At 74.5% G+C, this 17,639-nt stretch carries 15 protein-coding genes; 12 read left to right on the top strand and 3 right to left on the bottom strand.

What is annotated here, in order from left to right; all coding sequences use genetic code 11:
• Window positions 1–8: 8 nt before the first annotated feature.
• From ACWCRA_RS23455 to ACWCRA_RS23420, 8 genes are all read left to right on the top strand, one after another.
• On the top strand, window positions 9–161 hold the full coding sequence (locus ACWCRA_RS23455; RefSeq protein WP_351553165.1) for a hypothetical protein: 153 nt from the start codon (window positions 9–11) through the stop codon (window positions 159–161).
• A 68-nt stretch (window positions 162–229) separates the two neighbouring features.
• Window positions 230–1,960, top strand: a complete 1,731-nt coding sequence (locus ACWCRA_RS23450) for an acyclic terpene utilization AtuA family protein (RefSeq protein ID WP_451068560.1) — start codon at window positions 230–232, stop codon at window positions 1,958–1,960.
• Between the two features lie 137 nt (window positions 1,961–2,097).
• Window positions 2,098–3,633, top strand: coding sequence for an acyl-CoA carboxylase subunit beta (locus ACWCRA_RS23445; protein ID WP_451068559.1), 1,536 nt, complete (start codon window positions 2,098–2,100; stop codon window positions 3,631–3,633).
• 90 nt (window positions 3,634–3,723) lie between these two features.
• The gene (locus ACWCRA_RS23440; RefSeq protein WP_451068513.1) at window positions 3,724–5,853 is read left to right on the top strand and encodes an ATP-binding protein; all 2,130 of its coding nucleotides are present in this window, start codon (window positions 3,724–3,726) and stop codon (window positions 5,851–5,853) included.
• Window positions 5,850–6,986: an acyl-CoA dehydrogenase family protein gene (locus tag ACWCRA_RS23435; protein ID WP_451068512.1), complete on the top strand. Its 1,137-nt coding sequence runs from the start codon at window positions 5,850–5,852 to the stop codon at window positions 6,984–6,986. The genes ACWCRA_RS23440 and ACWCRA_RS23435 overlap by 4 nt, the downstream gene beginning before the upstream one ends.
• A gap of 40 nt (window positions 6,987–7,026) precedes the next feature.
• Window positions 7,027–8,619: a 4-coumarate--CoA ligase family protein gene (locus tag ACWCRA_RS23430; RefSeq protein ID WP_351553177.1), complete on the top strand. Its 1,593-nt coding sequence runs from the start codon at window positions 7,027–7,029 to the stop codon at window positions 8,617–8,619.
• Window positions 8,616–9,380 (top strand): enoyl-CoA hydratase family protein, encoded by a 765-nt coding sequence (locus tag ACWCRA_RS23425; RefSeq protein ID WP_451068511.1) that lies wholly within the window; start codon window positions 8,616–8,618, stop codon window positions 9,378–9,380. Before ACWCRA_RS23430 ends, ACWCRA_RS23425 begins: the two co-directional genes overlap by 4 nt.
• Window positions 9,368–9,958, top strand: a complete 591-nt coding sequence (locus ACWCRA_RS23420) for a TetR/AcrR family transcriptional regulator (protein WP_351553200.1) — start codon at window positions 9,368–9,370, stop codon at window positions 9,956–9,958. Before ACWCRA_RS23425 ends, ACWCRA_RS23420 begins: the two co-directional genes overlap by 13 nt.
• Before the next feature lie 437 nt (window positions 9,959–10,395).
• Here ACWCRA_RS23420 and ACWCRA_RS23415 read toward each other — a convergent pair whose 3' ends face one another.
• Window positions 10,396–11,493 carry a citrate synthase 2 gene (locus ACWCRA_RS23415; RefSeq protein WP_351559672.1) on the bottom strand — a complete coding sequence of 366 codons (1,098 nt, stop codon included), beginning with the start codon at window positions 11,491–11,493 and terminating at the stop codon, window positions 10,396–10,398.
• A 125-nt stretch (window positions 11,494–11,618) separates the two neighbouring features.
• Here ACWCRA_RS23415 and pdxH point away from each other — a divergent pair, with 125 nt between their 5' ends.
• On the top strand, window positions 11,619–12,290 hold the full coding sequence (gene pdxH, locus ACWCRA_RS23410; protein ID WP_351559671.1) for a pyridoxamine 5'-phosphate oxidase: 672 nt from the start codon (window positions 11,619–11,621) through the stop codon (window positions 12,288–12,290).
• Between the two features lie 387 nt (window positions 12,291–12,677).
• Window positions 12,678–14,036 carry a PAS domain-containing protein gene (locus ACWCRA_RS23405; RefSeq protein WP_451068510.1) on the top strand — a complete coding sequence of 453 codons (1,359 nt, stop codon included), beginning with the start codon at window positions 12,678–12,680 and terminating at the stop codon, window positions 14,034–14,036.
• Between the two features lie 26 nt (window positions 14,037–14,062).
• Here the strand turns inward: ACWCRA_RS23405 and ACWCRA_RS23400 are convergent, their stop codons facing one another.
• Window positions 14,063–14,242 carry a LuxR C-terminal-related transcriptional regulator gene (locus ACWCRA_RS23400; RefSeq protein WP_451068509.1) on the bottom strand — a complete coding sequence of 60 codons (180 nt, stop codon included), beginning with the start codon at window positions 14,240–14,242 and terminating at the stop codon, window positions 14,063–14,065.
• Between the two features lie 273 nt (window positions 14,243–14,515).
• On the opposite strand from ACWCRA_RS23400, the gene ACWCRA_RS23395 reads away from it, so the two are divergent.
• Window positions 14,516–14,872: a hypothetical protein gene (locus tag ACWCRA_RS23395; RefSeq protein ID WP_451068508.1), complete on the top strand. Its 357-nt coding sequence runs from the start codon at window positions 14,516–14,518 to the stop codon at window positions 14,870–14,872.
• A 360-nt stretch (window positions 14,873–15,232) separates the two neighbouring features.
• Here ACWCRA_RS23395 and ACWCRA_RS23390 read toward each other — a convergent pair whose 3' ends face one another.
• A complete protein-coding gene (locus ACWCRA_RS23390) occupies window positions 15,233–15,988 on the bottom strand; it encodes an SIS domain-containing protein (RefSeq protein WP_351559664.1) in 756 nt (251 codons plus the stop codon).
• A gap of 212 nt (window positions 15,989–16,200) precedes the next feature.
• On the opposite strand from ACWCRA_RS23390, the gene ACWCRA_RS23385 reads away from it, so the two are divergent.
• Complete coding sequence (locus tag ACWCRA_RS23385; RefSeq protein WP_351559662.1) at window positions 16,201–16,893, top strand: metal-dependent transcriptional regulator; 693 nt, start codon at window positions 16,201–16,203, stop codon at window positions 16,891–16,893.
• Window positions 16,894–17,639: the final 746 nt, after the last annotated feature.

Raw genomic sequence — 17,639 nt, 5'->3', positions numbered from 1 at the left:
AGCGCACCGTGTCCGACCTCACCGTCACCGCCGCCGTCCCCGGCGATCCGCGCGAGGAGAGCGCGGAACCCGGCCGGCCGGCCGCCCCTCTGCCCGCCGAGCGGTGGGGGACCAGGACCGCCCCCGGCGCCCGGGCCGCCCGGCCGAGGGGCCCCCGGTGAGCGGCGGCGGAGCCGATGTGCTCCGGATCGGCAACGCGTCCGGCTTCTACGGCGACCGCTTCGACGCCATGCGCGACATGCTCACCGACGGCCCGCTGGACATCCTCACCGGCGACTATCTCGCCGAACTCACCATGCTCATCCTCGGCCGCGACCGACTCAAGGACCCCGGCCTCGGCTACGCCAGGACCTTTCTGCGCCAGCTGGAGGAGTGCCTCGGCCTCGCCCGCGACCGGGGCGTGAAGATCGTCGCCAATGCCGGTGGCCTCAACCCTGCCGCCCTCGCCGACGCCGTCCGCGCGCTCGCCGCGCGCCTGGGAGTCCCCTGCGAGGTCGCCCATGTCGAGGGCGACGACCTGCTGGACCGCTCCTGGGGGCCGGAGGTCCTCACCGCCAACGCCTATCTCGGCGGCGCGGGCATCGCCGCCTGTCTGCGCGCGGGCGCGGATGTCGTCGTCACCGGGCGGGTCACCGACGCCGCGCTCGTCACCGGCCCCGCCGCCGCCCGTTTCGGCTGGGGCCGGGACGATCTGGACGCGCTCGCGGGCGCGGTCGTCGCCGGCCATGTCCTGGAGTGCGGCACCCAGGCCACCGGCGGCAACTACGCCTTCTTCGCCGGGATCGACACCCAGATCCTCTGCCGGCCCGGCTTCCCGCTGGCCGAGATCCACCCCGACGGCACCTCCGTGATCACCAAGCACCCGGGCACGGGCGGGCTGGTGGACGTCGGCACCGTTACCGCGCAACTGCTGTACGAGACCGGGGGCGCCCGGTACGCCGGACCGGACGTCACCGCCCGGCTCGACACCGTACGACTGGACCAGGACGGCCCCGACCGGGTCCGTATCTCCGGCGTGCGCGGCGAGGCGCCGCCCGCCACGCTCAAGGTCGGACTCAACCGCGTCGGCGGCTGGCGCAACGAGGTCGTCTTCGTCCTCACGGGCCTCGACATCGATGCCAAGGCGGCCCTGTTACGGCACCAGCTGGAGGCCGCACTCGCCCGGGAGGGGCGGGGGCGCCCGGCGGAGGTGCGGTGGGAGCTGGCCCGCACCGACCACCGCGACGGCGACACCGAGGAGCGGGCCAGCGCCTATCTGCGGCTCGTGGTCCGCGACAGCGATCCCGCCAAGGTGGGCCGGGTGATCAGCGGCGCCGCCGTCGAGCTGGCCCTCGGCAGCTATCCGGGCTTCCATCTCACCGCGCCGCCGGGGCGGGGGGCGCCGTACGGGGTCTTCGAGGCCCGCTGCGTCGAGGCGTCGGCCGTGCCCCACACGGCCGTGCTCCCGGACGGCCGCCGGATACGTCTCCCCGCCCCGGCCGCCGGTGACGGCCCGCCCCCGGAGCCGTCCGCGCGGGGTCCGCGTCCGGCGCCCTCGGCCCCGGCCCCGGAGCCTTCCGCGCCGCGCCCGCTCCAGGAGCCCTCCGCGCCGGGTCCGCCCCCGCTCCCCGAGCGCCTCCCGCCCGGACCCACCCGGCGCGTACCCCTCGGGCTGATCGCGGGCGCCCGCAGCGGGGACAAGGGCGGCGACGCCAATGTCGGCGTCTGGGCCCGCTCCGCCGACGCCTGGCGCTGGCTCGCCCACGAGCTGACTGTGGAGCGCTTCCGCTGCCTGCTCCCGGAGGCGGCGGAGCTGACCGTCGTACGCCATGTGCTGCCGAACCTGCGGGCGCTGAACTTCACCGTGCGGGGCATCCTCGGCGAGGGGGTGGCCGCGCAGGCGCGGTTCGACCCGCAGGGGAAGGCCCTGGGGGAGTGGCTGCGGGCCCGGTACGCGGACATCCCGGAGGTACTGCTGTGACCCCGTCCGACCCTCCCGGAGCCCCCGCGCCCCCCGACCCTCCCGGAGCCCCCGCGCCCCCCGACCCTCCCGCACCCCCCGCGCCCCCCGACCCTCCCGAACCCCCCGGCGGCTCCCCGGCCGCCCGCCGGGCCGCCATGCTCCGCCGGCTCGCCGAGCTGGACACCGAGCACGCCAAGGCCCTCGCCGGCGGCGGCGAGAAGTACACCGCGCGCCACCGCGCGCGCGGCGGGCTCCTCGCCCGGGAGCGGGTCGAGCTGCTGCTCGACCCGGACACCCCCTTCCTGGAGCTGTCCCCGCTCGCCGCCTGGGGCAGCGACCACCCGGTCGGCGCGTCGCTGGTCACCGGCATCGGAGTGGTGTCGGGCGTCGAGTGCGCGATCACCGCCAACGACCCGACCGTGCGCGGCGGCGCCTTCAACCCCTGGACCCTGAAGAAGGCCCTGCGCCTCCAGGAGATCGCGTACACCAACCGGCTCCCCTCCATCTCCCTGGTGGAGTCGGGCGGCGCCGACCTCCCCTCCCAGAAGGAGACCTTCATCCCCGGCGGGGCGCTCTTCCGCGACCTCACCCGGCTCTCCGCCGCCGGAATCCCCACGGTCGCGGTGGTGTTCGGCAACTCCACCGCCGGGGGCGCCTACGTCCCCGGCATGTCCGACCACACGATCATGATCGAGAAGCGTTCGAAGGTCTTCCTCGGCGGCCCGCCCCTGGTGCGGATGGCCACCGGCGAGGAGAGCGACGAGGAGTCCCTCGGCGGCGCCGGGATGCACGCCCGGACCTCCGGCCTCGCCGACCATCTCGCGCACGACGAGCCGGACGCGCTGCGGCGGGCCCGCCGGGTGATCGCCCGGCTCAACTGGCGCAAGGCGCACCCGGACCCGCCCCCGGCCGAGCCGCCGCTGTACGACCCCGAGGAGCTGCTCGGGATCGTGCCCGAGGACCTCCGCACCCCCTTCGACCCGCGCGAGGTCATCGCCAGAGTCGTGGACGGCTCGGAGTTCGACGAGTTCAAGCCGCTGTACGGGACGAGCCTGGTCACCTGCTGGGCCGGGCTGCACGGCTATCCGGTCGGCGTCCTCGCCAACGCCCGGGGGGTGCTGTTCAGCGCCGAGTCGCAGAAGGCCGCGCACTTCGTCCAGCTCGCCAACCAGCGCGACATCCCGCTGGTCTTCCTCCACAACACCACCGGCTACATGGTCGGCAGCCGCTACGAGCAGGGCGGCATCATCAAGCACGGCGCGATGATGATCAACGCGGTCGCCAACTCCCGTGTCCCGCACCTCTCCGTGCTGATGGGCGCCTCCTACGGAGCGGGCCACTACGGCATGTGCGGGCGCGCCTACGACCCCCGCTTCCTCTTCTCCTGGCCCAGCGCCAGAGCCGCCGTCATGGGCCCGCAGCAGCTCGCGGGCGTGCTGTCGATCGTGGCCCGCGCCTCGGCACGGGCCGGGGGACGTCCGTACGACGAGGACGCGGACGCCGCCCTGCGGGCCGTGGTGGAGCGGCAGATCGAGGCGGAGTCGCTGCCCGCGTTCCTCTCCGGGCGGCTGTACGACGACGGGGTGATCGACCCGAGGGACACCCGCACGGTCCTCGGGCTCTGTCTCTCCGCGATCCACACCGCCCCGGTGGAGGGAGCGCGCGGTGGCTTCGGTGTCTTCCGCATGTGAACGGGCGGGCGGGGATCTCCGGGCAGGCGGGGATCTCCGGGCGGGCAGGGGTCCCCGGGTGGGCCGGGGATCTCCGGTGGGGAGGGAACGATGATCACATCCGTTCTGGTGGCGAACCGGGGGGAGATCGCCTGCCGGATCTTCCGCACCTGCCGCGAACTGGGCATCGCCACGGTCGCGGTGTACTCGGACGCGGACGCGTCGGCGCTCCATGTCCGCACGGCCGACCGGGCCGTACGGCTGCCGGGGACCGCCCCCGCCGACACCTATCTGCGCGGCGGGACGATCGTGCGGGCCGCGCTGGCGGCGGGCGCCGACGCGGTGCACCCGGGGTACGGATTCCTCTCGGAGAGCGCGGAGTTCGCCCGCGAGGTCATCGGCGCGGGCCTGGTGTGGGTGGGACCGCCCCCGGCCGCCGTGGCGGCGATGGCCTCGAAGACCCGGGCCCGGCAGGTGCTGGGACTGCCCGCGCCGCCCGACCCGGAGCGGCTCACGGCGGACGCCCTGCCCGTGCTGGTGAAGGCGGCGGCGGGCGGCGGCGGGCGGGGCATGCGGATCGTCCGCACCCTCCGGGAGCTGCCGGAGCAGCTCGCGGCGGCCCGCGCGGAGGCGCTGGCGGCCTTCGGCGACGGCGAGGTGTTCATCGAGCCGTACATCGGGAACGCCCGCCATGTGGAGGTGCAGATCCTCGCCGACACCCACGGCACGGTGTGGGCGCTCGGCACCCGCGACTGCTCGCTCCAGCGCCGCCACCAGAAGGTGATCGAGGAGTGCCCGGCGCCGGGCCTGGACCCCGGGACCGCGGCGGAGCTGCGCCGCTCGTCGGTGGCGGCGGCCCGGGCGGTGGGCTACACGGGCGCGGGCACGGTGGAGTTTCTGCTCGATGCCTCCGGCCGGGCCCGCTTCCTGGAGATGAACACCCGGCTCCAGGTCGAGCACCCGGTGACGGAGGCCGTGTTCGGTCTCGACCTGGTGGCCTGGCAGTTCCGTGTCGCCGAGGGCGAGCCGCTGCCCGCCGGGCCGCCGCCCGCCCGGGGCCACGCGGTGCAGGCCCGGCTCTACGCGGAGGACCCGGCCCGCGACTGGGCCCCGCGCGCCGGGGTGGTGCACCGGCTGGCCGTCCCGCACGGGCCCGGGGTGCGGCTGGACACCGGGTACGCGGACGGCGACCGGATCGGGGTGCACTACGACGCGCTGCTGGCGAAGGTCATCGCCTGGGCGCCCACCCGGGCGCAGGCGGTGCGCGGACTCGCCGGAGCCCTGGAGCGGTCCCGGGTGCACGGCCCCGCCACCAACCTCCCGCTGCTGGTGGCGTCCCTGCGGCACCCCGAGTTCACCGCCGCCCGTGTGGACACCGGCTTCTGGACCCGCCACCCGCCCGCCTCGCTCACGCCCGCCCCCGACCCGTACGCCCCCCTGGCGGCGGCCCTCGCCGACGCCCACGGCCGCTCCCGTTTCGGCGGCTGGCGCAACCTGCCCTCGGGTCCCCGGCTCAAGCGCTACCGCACGGAGGCGGACGGCGCCGAGCACGAGGTCGCGTACCGCCACACCCGCACCGGGCTCACCGCCGAGGGCGTACGGGTGGTGGCGGTCGGCCCGGACCGGGTGGCGCTGGAGGTGGAGGGGGTGCTGCGGACGTACGACATCGCGGTCTACGGGGACCGCGCTCCGGGCGAGGGGCGGGGGGTGCGGGTGTACGCGGGGAACACCGCTCTGACGGCCCTGCCCCGCTTCCCGGATCCGGCCGCCGCCGGGCCCGCGCCCGGCTCGCTGCTCGCGCCCGTGCCGGGGACGGTCGTACGGATCGGGGAGGGGCTCACCGAAGGGGCGCGGGTGGTCCGGGGCCGGCCGCTGGTGTGGCTGGAGGCCATGAAGATGGAGCACCGCGTGGACGCCCCCGTGGACGGCGTCCTCACCGCCCTGCGCGCCGTCCCGGGCCGCCGGGTGGAGGCGGGAGCCCTGCTGGCCGTGATCCGGGAGGACACCCCGGCGGCCCGGGCGGCACCGGAGGACAGAGCGGACCGGGCGGCCCCTGCGGACCCGGAGGACAGGCCGGCAGCGGAGGCCAGAGCGGACCGGGAGGCCAGAGCGGACCGGGAGGCCGGGGCGGACCGGGCAGCCCCTGCGGACCCGGCACAGGAGCAGGAGGACGTACGGCGGCGGCACCGCCCGCCCGGCCACCCCCACGAGCACACCCACGCCGAGGAGGGCACCCCATGACCCCGTCCGAGCTGGAGAGCCCCGAGGACCGGGCCCTGCGCGCGGCCGTCGCCGCCCTCGGCCGGCGCCACGGCCGGGAGTACGACCGGGCGGCCCTGTGGACGGAGGCCGCGGCGCTGGGCTGGCTCGGGGTGAGCCTCCCCGAGGAGTACGGCGGCGGGGGCGGCGGGCTCGTCCAGCTCTCCCTCGTCCTGGAGGAGCTGGGCGCGGCCGGCTGCCCGCTGCTGATGATGATCGTCTCCCCCGCGATCTGCGGCACCGTCATCGCCCGCTTCGGCACCGCCGAGCAGCGGGCCGCCTGGCTGCCCGGACTGGCCGACGGCTCCCGCACCATGGCGTTCGGGATCACCGAACCCGACGCGGGCTCCAACGTCCACCGCATCACCACCACCGCCCGCCGGGACGGCGACGGCTGGATTCTCACCGGCCGGAAGGTCTTTGTCTCCGGCGTCGACATCGCCGACGCGACGCTGATCGCCGGCCGCGCCGAGGACGCCCGCGCCGGCCGGCTCAAGCCCTGCCTCTTCATCGTCCCCCGGGACGCCGACGGCTTCACCCGTACCCGGATCGACATGGAACTCCGGGCCCAGGAGCAGCAGTTCGAACTGACCCTGGACGAGGTGCGGCTCCCGTCCGCCGCGCTCGTCGGCGACGAGGACGCCGGGCTGCTCCAGCTCTTCGCCGGACTCAACCCCGAGCGCGTCATGACCGCCGCCTTCGCCGTCGGCATGGGCCGGTACGCGCTCGGCCGGGCCGTCGCGTACGCGAAGGAGCGCCAGGTCTGGCGGACCCCGATCGGCGCCCACCAGGCGATCGCCCACCCGCTGGCCCGGTCCCACATCGAACTGGAACTCGCCCGGCTGATGACGCGCAGGGCGGCCCTGCTCCACGACGCGGGCGACGACACGGCGGCGGGCGAGGCGGCGAACATGGCGAAGTACGCCGCCGCCGAGGCCTGCGCGGACGCCGTCGACCGGGCCGTGCACACCCTCGGCGGAAACGGCCTCACCCGGGAGTACGGACTCGCCCCGCTGCTGGCCGCCTCCCGGGTGGCCCGGATCGCGCCGATCAGCCGGGAGATGATCCTGAACTACGTATCCCATCGGTCCCTGGGTCTCCCCAAGTCGTACTGACAGCCGCGATTCTGGCCGTCCCAACCGCGAGGAGGCTCCGATGGCCGATCACGAGCACATCTTCCGCAGCCGGTACGCCGATGTCCCGCCCGTGAGCAGACCCATCCACGACGCGGTCCTCGGCGACGCCGCCCGGTACGGCGACACGGTCGCCCTGATCGACGGCGCGAGCGGGACCACCGTCACCTACGCGGAGCTGGACCGATTCCACCGCCGGATCGCCGCCGCGCTCGCCGCCGCCGGGGTGCGCAAGGGGGATGTGCTCGCGCTGCACAGCCCCAACACCGTGGTCTACCCCAGCGTCTTCCACGGCGCGACCCGGGCCGGCGCCACCGTGACCACCGTCCATCCGCTGTCCACGGCGGAGGAGCTGGCCGTGCAGCTCAGGGACGCCTCCGCGCGCTGGATCGTCACCGCCTCACCGCTGCTGGAGACCGCCCGCCGGGCCGCCGAACTCTCCCCGGGGATCGGCGAGATATTCGTCTGCGACCGCGCCGACGGCCATGTCAGCGTCCTCGACATGCTCGGCTCCACCGCGCCCGAGCCGCTGATCGACTTCGATCCGGACGAGGACATCGCGGCCCTGCCGTACTCCTCGGGCACCACCGGTGTCCCCAAGGGCGTCATGCTCACCCACCGCTCCATCGCCACCAATCTGGAACAGCTCGGCCGGCCGCTGCCGATGCGGGCGGGGGAGCGGATTCTCGCCATTCTGCCGTTCTTCCACATCTATGGACTCACCGCGCTGATGAACGCCCCGCTCCGGCAGGGCGCCACCGTCGTCGTCCTGCCCCGCTTCGAACTCGACACCTTTCTGCGGGCGATCGAGAAGCACCGTGTGACCGGGCTGTTCGTGGCCCCGCCGGTCGTGGTCGCGCTCGCCAAGCACCCGCTGGTGTCCCGGTACGACCTCTCCTCGCTGGAGTATCTGATCTGCTCGGCCGCGCCCCTGGACGCCGCGCTCGCCACGGCCTGCACGGAGCGGCTCGGGCTGCCGCCGATCCTCCAGGGGTACGGCATGACGGAACTCTCGCCCGCCTGCCACCTCGTACCGCTGGAGGCACGGGACGCGCCGCCCGGCACCGTCGGGCGGCTCGTCCCGTCGACCGAGATGCGGCTGCTGGCCCTCGACGGCTCCGGGAGGAGCGTCGGGCCCGGCGAGGACGGCGAGATCGTGGTCCGGGGGCCCCAGGTGATGAAGGGATACCTCGGCCGGCCCGACGCCACCGCCGAGATGATCGACGAGGACGGCTGGCTGCGCACGGGGGACGTGGGCCGGGTCGACGAGGACGACTGGATGTTCGTCGTCGACCGGGTGAAGGAGCTGATCAAGTACAAGGGGTACCAGGTCGCGCCCGCCGAGCTGGAGGCGCTGCTGCTCACCCACGAGTCCATCGCGGACGCCGCGGTGACCGGGGTGCTCGACGAGGACGGCACCGAACTCCCCAAGGCCTGGGTGGTGCGGCAGCCGGGCGCCTTCCCGCTCACCGCCGAGGAGGTGATGGAGTTCGTCGCCGCGCGGGTCGCCCCGTACAAGAAGATCCGCAGGGTCTCCTTCATCAGCGGGGTGCCGCGCGCGTCCACGGGGAAGGTGCTCAGGCGACAGCTGAGAGACCGGGAGGACCCCCTGTGAGCACACTGGTCACCACCGCCCGTGAGCGGGGCATCGCCACCCTCACCCTGGACTCGCCCGGAAGCCGCAACGCGCTCTCCGCGCGGCTGGTGGGGGAGCTGGCGCGGGCCCTGGAGGAGTGCGGGGCCGACCCCGGCGTACGGGCGGTGCTGCTGACCCACACCGGCCCGGTGTTCAGCGCCGGGGCCGACCTCAAGGCACCGCCCGGCCCGTACACCTTCGTCGAACTGCTCCGCGCGATCGTCGAACTCCCCAAGCCGGTGGTCGCCCGGGTGACGGGCCGGGCGCGCGCGGGCGGGCTCGGCCTGCTGGGGGCCTGCGACATCGCGGTGGCCGGCGCGGGCACGGACTTCGCCTTCACGGAGGTACGGATAGGGGTCGCCCCGGCGGTGATCTCGCTGCCGCTGCTGCCCCGGCTCGACCCCCGGGCGGCCGGGCGGTACTACCTCACCGGGGAGACCTTCGGCGCGGCGGAGGCGGTACGGATGGGGCTGCTGACCCTCGCGGCGGAGGAGGGGGACGGGGCGGACGGGGCCGGCGGGGTGGACCGGGCGCTCGAACCGATCCTGGCCGGGCTGCGCAAGGCATCCCCGCACGGGCTGGCCGCCGCCAAGCGGCTGGCCACGGCTAGGGTGCGGGAGACCTTCGACCGGGACGCCGAGGACCTGGTGCAGCGGTCGGCGACGCTGTTCGCGTCGGCCGAGGCGCGCGAGGGGATGACGGCCTTCCTCGAACGACGGGAACCCGCATGGGAGCTGTAGCCACCACCCCCAAGCAGGACCGCAGCCGCGCCACCAGACAGCGGCTGCTGGAGGCCGCCGTCGCCTGCCTGGCCGAGGTCGGGTGGGCGGGGTCGACGGTGGCGGTGGTCGCCGAGCGGGCGGGGGTGTCGCGGGGGGCGGCACAGCACCACTTCCCGACCCGGGAGGACCTGTTCACGGCGGCGGTGGAGTATGTCGCCGAACAGCGGTCGACGGCGCTGCGCGGGCTGTCCTGCGAGGACCGCGCGGCCGTGGTGGGGGCTCTGGTGGATCTGTACACCGGGCCGCTGTTCCGGGCGGCGCTCCAGTTGTGGGTGGCGGCGGCGAATGAGCCGCAGCTGCACGCGAGGGTGGCGGAGCTGGAGGGGAAGGTGGGGAGGGAGACGCACCGGATGGCGGTGCGGTTGCTGGCGGTGGACGAGTCGGTGCCGGGGGTGCGGGAGACCGTCCAGGGGCTTCTGGACATGGCCAGGGGCCTGGGCCTGGCCAACCTCCTCACGGATGACGCGCCGCGCCGCGCGAGGGTGGTCCACCACTGGACCACCCTCCTGACCCCGACTCTCCCCCCACCCCCCTGAGACACCCCCGACCCCCCTCTCCCCCGTGCGGCCCACCCGACTCCACCCGCCCGGCAGCCCCAGCGACCCCGGCAGCCCCAGCGACCCCGACACCCCCAGCCGGTCCGGCACCCCCAGCCCGCCCGGACACCCCAGCCGACCCGGCTACCCTCAGCCCGTCCGGCGCTTGAGGACGGACCCCGCACCCCGGGGCCCCGCATTCTGCGGGCCCGGGTCGGGGGCCTGCCCCCGAACCCCCGCTCCTCAATCGCCGGAGGGGCTGAGTGGGCGCGGCTCAAGCGCCAACAGGAAGGGAACTCGGGCCTCGGCCTTCCAGCGAAGCCGACCCACCCCAGCCTGTCCGGCGTTTGAGGACGGACCCCGCACCCCGGGACCCCGCACCCTGCGGGCCCGGGTCGGGGGCCGGCCCCCGGGCCACAGGCCCCGGCATCGACGGCTCAGCCGGCCGCACCGTACCCCGGCAACTGCCCCGCCCCCCGCGCAGCCGGCCCCACGTAACGGGCCGACGGCCGCACCAGCCTCCCCGTCCGCTTCTGCTCCAGAATGTGCGCCGACCACCCCGCCGTCCGCGCACACGTGAACATCGACGTGAACATGTGCGCCGGCACCTCCGCGAAATCCAGCACGATCGCCGCCCAGAACTCCACATTGGTCGCCAGCACCCTCTCCGGCCGCCGCTCCCTCAACTCCCCCAGCGCCGCCCGCTCCAGCGCCTCCGCCACCTCGAACCGCGGCGCGCCCAACTCCTTCGCGGTGCGCCGCAGCACCCTCGCCCGGGGGTCCTCCGCCCGGTACACCCGGTGCCCGAACCCCATCAGCCGCTCCCCCCGGTCCAGCGCCCCGCGCACATACCCCTCCGCGTCCCCGCTCCGCTCGATCTCCTCGATCATCCCGAGCACCCGCGACGGCGCCCCGCCGTGCAGCGGCCCCGACATCGCCCCCACCGCCCCCGAGAGCGCCGCCGCCACATCCGCCCCCGTGGAGGCGATGACCCGCGCGGTGAAGGTCGAGGCGTTCATCCCGTGCTCCGCCGCCGAGGTCCAGTACGCGTCGACGGCCCGCACATGGCGCGGATCGGGCTCCCCGCGCCAGCGCACCATGAACCGCTCCACCACCGACCGCGCCTTGTCGATCTCCCGCTGCGGCACCATCGGCAGCCCCTGCCCCCGCGCGCTCTGCGCCACGTACGACAGCGCCATCACGGCCGCCCGCGCCAGATCGTCGCGGGCGCACTCCGCGTCGATGTCGAGGAGCGGCTTCAGCCCCCACACCGGCGCGAGCATCGCCAGCGCCGACTGCACATCCACCCGGATGTCCCCGGAGTGCACCGGGATGGGGAACGGCTCGGCCGCCGGCAGCCCCGGCTCGAACGCCCCGTCCACCAGCAGCCCCCACACCTTCCCGAAGGAGACGTGCCCGACGAGATCCTCGATGTCCACCCCCCGGTAGCGGAGCGCACCCCCTTCCTTGTCGGGTTCGGCGATCTCCGTCTCGAACGCGACGACTCCCTCAAGACCCGGTACGAACTCGGACATACGGCGGCTCCTCATCGGACGTACGGCTAAGGCGACGGGAAGAGGATTCTGGTCCCTGCGGGCGGCGCGGGGAAGCGGGCCGCCCCGTACGGCGCCCGCCCGGCCGCTGCGGCAGGATGAACCCCATGACCGACCCCGCCACCGCCGGGAGCGCCCCGCCGGACCCCGCCGTCATGCGCAGGCGCTACCACTCCGCCCCGCTCCTGGAGAGCGAGCTGGCCCCGGACCCGATGGAGCAGTTCGCCCACTGGTTCCGCCAGGCCGTCTCGGCGGGGCTGCACGAGCCCAACGCCATGGTGGTCTCCACGGCCACCCCCGACGGCCGGCCCTCCTCGCGCACCGTGCTGCTGAAGCAGTACGACTCCCGGGGGTTCGTCTTCTACACCAACTACGCCTCCCGCAAGGGCTCCGAGCTGGCCGCCAACCCGTGGACCGCGCTGCTCTTCCCCTGGCATCCGCTGGCCCGCCAGATCCAGGTCACCGGCACCGCGTCCCGGGTCGGCAGGGACGAGACGGCGGCGTACTTCCGCAGCCGCCCGCACGGCTCCCAGCTCGGCGCGTGGGCCAGCGAGCAGTCCTCGGTGATCGGCTCCCGGCAGGAGCTGCTGCGCCGGTACGAGGAGCTGGCGGCCCGCTACCCGGAGGGTGAGCGGGTGCCCGCGCCACCGGAGTGGGGCGGATTCCGGGTCGTCCCGGAGAGCGTGGAGTTCTGGCAGGGGCACGAGAACCGGCTCCACGACCGGCTGCGGTACGTCCGCGCGGGGGAGGGGTGGCGGGTCGAGCGCCTCGCCCCCTGAGGGGCCGGGGCCGGGACCGGATTCCCGTCCTGGCCGGAGACGCGGACGACCCGTGGGCCTGTTTCCTTCCGTCGGTACGCAACGGTCGGAAGCCGGTCGGATCACCGGCAGCCCACGGGTCGGGTGACTGCTTGGGATTGCGGCAGGAGGCCTGCCGGCAAAGGTGCGACGGCAGGCCTCTAGCCCGCAGTCACCTCACGCATCCGAAAAGAAATCACTTCCGGATCACCTCCTTTCATCGTGTGCTCCACAGCCTAGAAGCCTCTCCGCCGTGGGCTCAACCGAATTAAATGAGCCTTTCTGCACCCCTCCGACGGACAACGAACAGCCGGAACCTGGTGTGTCCTGTGTCACGTTCGAGTTGAATGGGTCCGGAGGGAGCCCGGGATGAGTGCTTCGAAAAGTGAACCGGCGCTGACGGCGACGGCGACAGCGGGGGCGGAGCTGCTGACCGCCCTGCTCGACGGGATGGACGCGGCGCTCTGCGCCTTCGGCGCGGACGGCACGATCACCCACTGGAACCGTGAGGCCGAGCGGATTCTCGGCTGGGCGCCCCAGGAGGCCGTCGGGCGGCGCGGCTTCGCCGGGTGGGCGGTGAGACCCGCCGACGCCCCGGAGGTGCGGCGGCGGCTGATGGCCGCGATGGACGGCCCCGGGCGCACCGTCCACGAGTTCGCGCTGCTCCGCAAGGACGGCGGGCGGATTCTCGTCCGGGCCCAGTGCGCCCGGGTCCTGGGCGCGGACGGTGAACCGGCCGGGGCGTACTGCGCGTTCAGCGAGGTGCACGCGCAGATCGATCTGGAGCGGTCGATCGCGCTCAGCGAGGCGCTCTTCGACACCGCCTCCTGGGGGGTGGTCCTCGTCGACGTCGATCTGCGGCCGACCGTGGTCAACACCTACGCGGCGCGGGCCCTGGGGGCCGGCAGCGCCTCCCCGCTGGGCCGGCCGCTCGGTGAGCTGGTGGCCCAGGGCGTGGACGAGCTGGAGGGCGCGCTCCACCATGTCCTCTCGGAGGGGGCGCCGCGCGGGATCAACGAGATGTGGGTGACCCTGGCGGGTGCCGAGGGGGAGCCGGAGCGGCGCCGCTGCTGGCGGAGCGGGTTCCTGCGGCTGTCGTCCCCGCTGGCGGAGCAGCCGGTGCCGCTGGGCGTCGGCTGGATCTTCCACGATGTGACGGAGGCCAAGCTCGCCGAGCAGGAGTCGGACCGGCTCCGGTTCCGCGCCAGCCAGCTCCACCGGGCTGCCCGCGCGGCGGCGGAGTGCGAGGACCCGGTGGAGGCGGCCATGGCGTATCTGGACTTCGCGCTCGCGGGCTTCGCCGACCATGTGCTGGTCGATCTGCGGGAGCCGGGGGAGCGCGGCCGGCTGATCCGGACCGCGTCCACCCCCGGGGCGGCGCCGGGCCCCTGTGTCCCGGTCGCGGGCGGCGGTATTCCCGTGCGCTATCCGCCCGGCCACCCCGCGCTCCAGGCGGTCGACCGCACGGGCTCGGTCCGTGCGAGCGCGCCCGTGCCGGTGTCCGCCTCCGCGTGGGCCACCTGGTCCGAGGACCGCCTCTGGCCCGCCGATATGAACCACTCCCTCTGCACGGTCCTCCGCAGCCGTGGCCGCACCCTGGGCGTGGCCACCTTCCTCCGCGCCCGCCCGCGCCCCGCCTTCGACCGGGCCGACGCGGTGTACGCGGAGAGCATGTCGGCGATGGTCGCCGCCTCCCTCGACCTCGCCGCCCCGCCGCCCCCCGACTGAGCCCCCGTGCGCCGGTGCGGCACCGCTCAGCCGCCCGGTGACACCAGCCCCCGCTCCTGCGCGATGAACACCAACTGCGCCCGGTCCCGGGCGCCGAGCCTGGCCGGCGGACGGGTCATGCACGCCTTCACGGTCGCCACACTGATGAAGAGCCGCCCGGGGACCTCCGTGTTGGACAGGCCGGCGGCCGTCCGTTCCGCGACCACCCGGGCGGGCCGTGCCGGCCCGGAGCGATGGCGTCGGGCGTCACCGGCCGGCCGCCGAGGGCCGCACGGTCCCGGTGCGCCGGCGGGTCGGCGGGTTCTCGCTGGGGACGGGACAGCGGCCCGGGATGGCCGCCGCGCTCCTCGGCGACCCGCCGGTGCTGCTCTTCGACGGGCCGCTCAACGGCCTGGACCCGGAAGGGGTGCTGTGGCTGCGGGGTCTGGTCCCGCCGGCCGGCCGCCGAGGGCCGCACGGTCCCGGTCTCCAGCCATCTGATGTCCGAGACGGAGCACACCGCCGACGACATCCCGGTGACCGGGCGCGGAGAGCTGATCGCCTCCGGACCGCCGGCGGAGTCCGCCGCCCGGGGCGGCCGGCGCGGGGTGACCGTCCGGGCACCGGACCCCGTCGCGCTCACCGCGCTGGTGACCGCCACCGCCACGGGCTCGCTGGAGCGCGCACCGGACGGCTCGTACACGGTGACCGGGCTCGACGCGCCCCGACCGGCCGAACTGGCCTTCGAGCACCGTGTGATGCTCCACGAGCTGACCCCCCGGACGACCTCCCTCGAAGGGGCCTCCCCGGAGCTGACCGCCGGCCACACCGGCCGTCTCTCGGGGGAGCGCCGATGACGACGACCCGCCGCCGGCCCGGGGACGCCCGGTTCTCCGGTCTTCCCGCCGCCGAATGGATCGAGCTGCGCTCCCTGCGCTCGGTCCAGGGCTCGCTGATCGCCGGAGCGCTGGTGATCACCGGCATCCGCGCCAACTCCGCCCGGTCCGATGTGGATCTGCTGAGCTTTTACGCGTCCCCATGGTGGCGGCGGGCGGCGATCGACCCGATGCACACGGCCTGTCGCGGTGGCGGCCACCGTCCCGCCGGCGCACCGCCGCGACCTGTGCCCCCCCGCCCGTGGCCGCCCCCGCCCGCCGGGCCGGGACCGCTCCGTGCCCCCGCTCACCGCGCCCCGGCGGCCCCGGCGGGCGGACGGTTCAGCGGCGGTAGAAGATGCGGTCCCCGTACTCCCGCATCACCCGGTCGTTCCACTCGTAGCCGCCGTCCACGTTCCCGGACCGCAGCATCGGCGGCTCGACGCCCCGCTCCGCCAGCCGCTCGGCCGCCGCCGCCAGCGTCGCCTGCATCAGCGCGCTGGTGACCACGGTCGACGCGGGTGCGAACGGCGCCTCGATGCCCTCGTGCGTCAGCTCCGCGTCCCCGACCGCGATCTTGGAGTCGAGGACCACATCGCAGTGGTCCTTGAGGAAGGTGCCGGAGCTGTGCCGGGACCTGGTCTGCTCCGTGTACGCCACCGAGGTCACGCCGATGACCGTGATACCGAGCGCCCGGGCGTTCATCGCCATCTCCACGGGCAGCGCGTTCCGCCCGGAGAGCGAGATGATCACCAGCAGATCGCCGCGGGTCAGCGGGCTGGTGTCCAGCACGGCCGCCGCCAGCCCGTCCACCCGCTCCAGCGCGGAGCCGAGCGTCGCCGGCATGACATCGACACCGAGGGTGCCGGGGACGGCGAGCAGATTCATCAGGGCGAGACCGCCCGCCCGGTAGACCACGTCCTGCGCCGCGAGAGAGGAGTGCCCGGCGCCGAAGGCGAAGAGTTTGCCCTCCGCGGCGATGGTGTCCGCGATGGCCTCCCCGGCGGCGGCGATGCTCCCCGCCTCCTCGTCCCGTACACGCTGCAGCAGACCGATCGCGGCGTCGAAGAATTGACCGGCCAGCTTGCTCTCGCTCATCATTGAGCCCTTTCCGGATGCGGAACGCAGTTTCGGGAATACCCGTGCCGCCGATCACGTTGCGGTCTGGACCATTGCCCTGTCAATACTGTCCCTAGAGTCTCTGACACCGGCTCCGCCCGCCGGCTTCTCCCGGCGTCAGCACGGTTGTCACTGGGATGCGTAAGAATTGACTCCGGGGCCGCAGCGCACGATTTCATCGAGGGGCACGTATGTCCGGACTGATCGACACCACGGAGATGTACCTCCGCACCATCCTCGAACTGGAAGAGGAAGGTGTGGTTCCCATGCGAGCCCGCATCGCCGAGCGGCTGGACCAGAGCGGTCCCACGGTCAGCCAGACCGTGGCCCGTATGGAGCGGGACGGCTTGGTGACGGTCGCCGGGGACCGCCATCTGGAGCTGACCGACGAGGGCAGGCGGCTGGCGACGCGCGTGATGCGCAAGCACCGGCTCGCCGAGTGTCTCCTCGTCGATGTGATCGGCCTGGAGTGGGAGCAGGTCCACGCCGAGGCGTGTCGCTGGGAGCACGTCATGAGCGAGGCGGTGGAGCGGCGGGTGCTGGAGCTGCTGCGCCACCCCACCGAGTCGCCCTACGGGAACCCGATCCCGGGCCTGGAGGAGCTGGGCGAGAAGGCCGAGGCCGATCCCTTCCTCGACGAGGGCATGGTCTCGCTGGCCGATCTGGACCCGGGGGTGGACGGCAAGACCGTGGTCGTCCGCCGGATCGGCGAGCCGATCCAGACCGACGCCCAGCTGATGTACACCCTGCGCCGCGCGGGGGTGCAGCCCGGCTCGGTGGTGAGCGTGACCGAGTCGGCCGGCGGGGTGCTGGTCGGCAGCAGCGGAGAGGCGGCCGAGCTGGAGGCGGATGTCGCCTCGCATGTCTTCGTCGCCAAGCGCTGACACCTTCCCGAGCAGCACGAGCAGCACGAGCAGCACGAGCAGCACGAGCAGTACGAGCAGTACGAGCAGTACGAGCAGTACGAGCAGTACAAGAAGTACAAGCAGCACAAGAAGTACAGGGAACACAGGAAGAAGAACCGGAAACACCGGAAGCGGGAGAAGAAGGGGCGCGGGTTCGCAGCCCGCGCCCGGGCCGGGCCCTCGGAGGTGCCCGGCCGGGAGCCCCGGCCGTCCGGCCCGGCCCCGGTTGTCACTGTGCGCCCTCTGTCTCCCCACTGTGCGCCCCCTGCCCTCCCGGGGGCCCTCTGCCGCGAAATTCCGCCCCATCACCGGCTATCACCGGCCTTCCCGGCCGGTTCGCACCGGAAGGGAAGCGCCCGGGGTGCCTCGCGTGCGACGCTGTTGCCGAGGCATATGACACTCGGCCGGGGAGGGATCAGGGTGATGCGCCCGTCGTGCGCCCCTCTGTGCTCAGCGGTGCCCCCGATACGCGAACCCGTCCGCCTGGACCGCCCGTCACTCGGCCCCGCCGGTGATGGGGGCACACCCGCCCGGCCTCGCCGGCGCGGGAGACTCCGTGGCCCGGGGGCCGGCCCCGCGCCGTGCGGGTTCCCGGAAGGGACGCGGGGTCCGTCCCCCGTCCGCTCCGGAGCCGCCTCCGGGGCGCGTTCCTCCGGGGCGCGTCCCCCTCGGACTCGGCCGGCACCGCCCTCGCGCGGTGCGGCCCTCCCCGTGCGGCGGCCCGG

It is taken from the genome of Streptomyces sp. NPDC001889 (genome assembly GCF_053594535.1).
The sequence above is the reverse complement of the archived record's forward strand: the minus strand, read 5'-3'. Positions and strand labels throughout refer to the sequence as shown.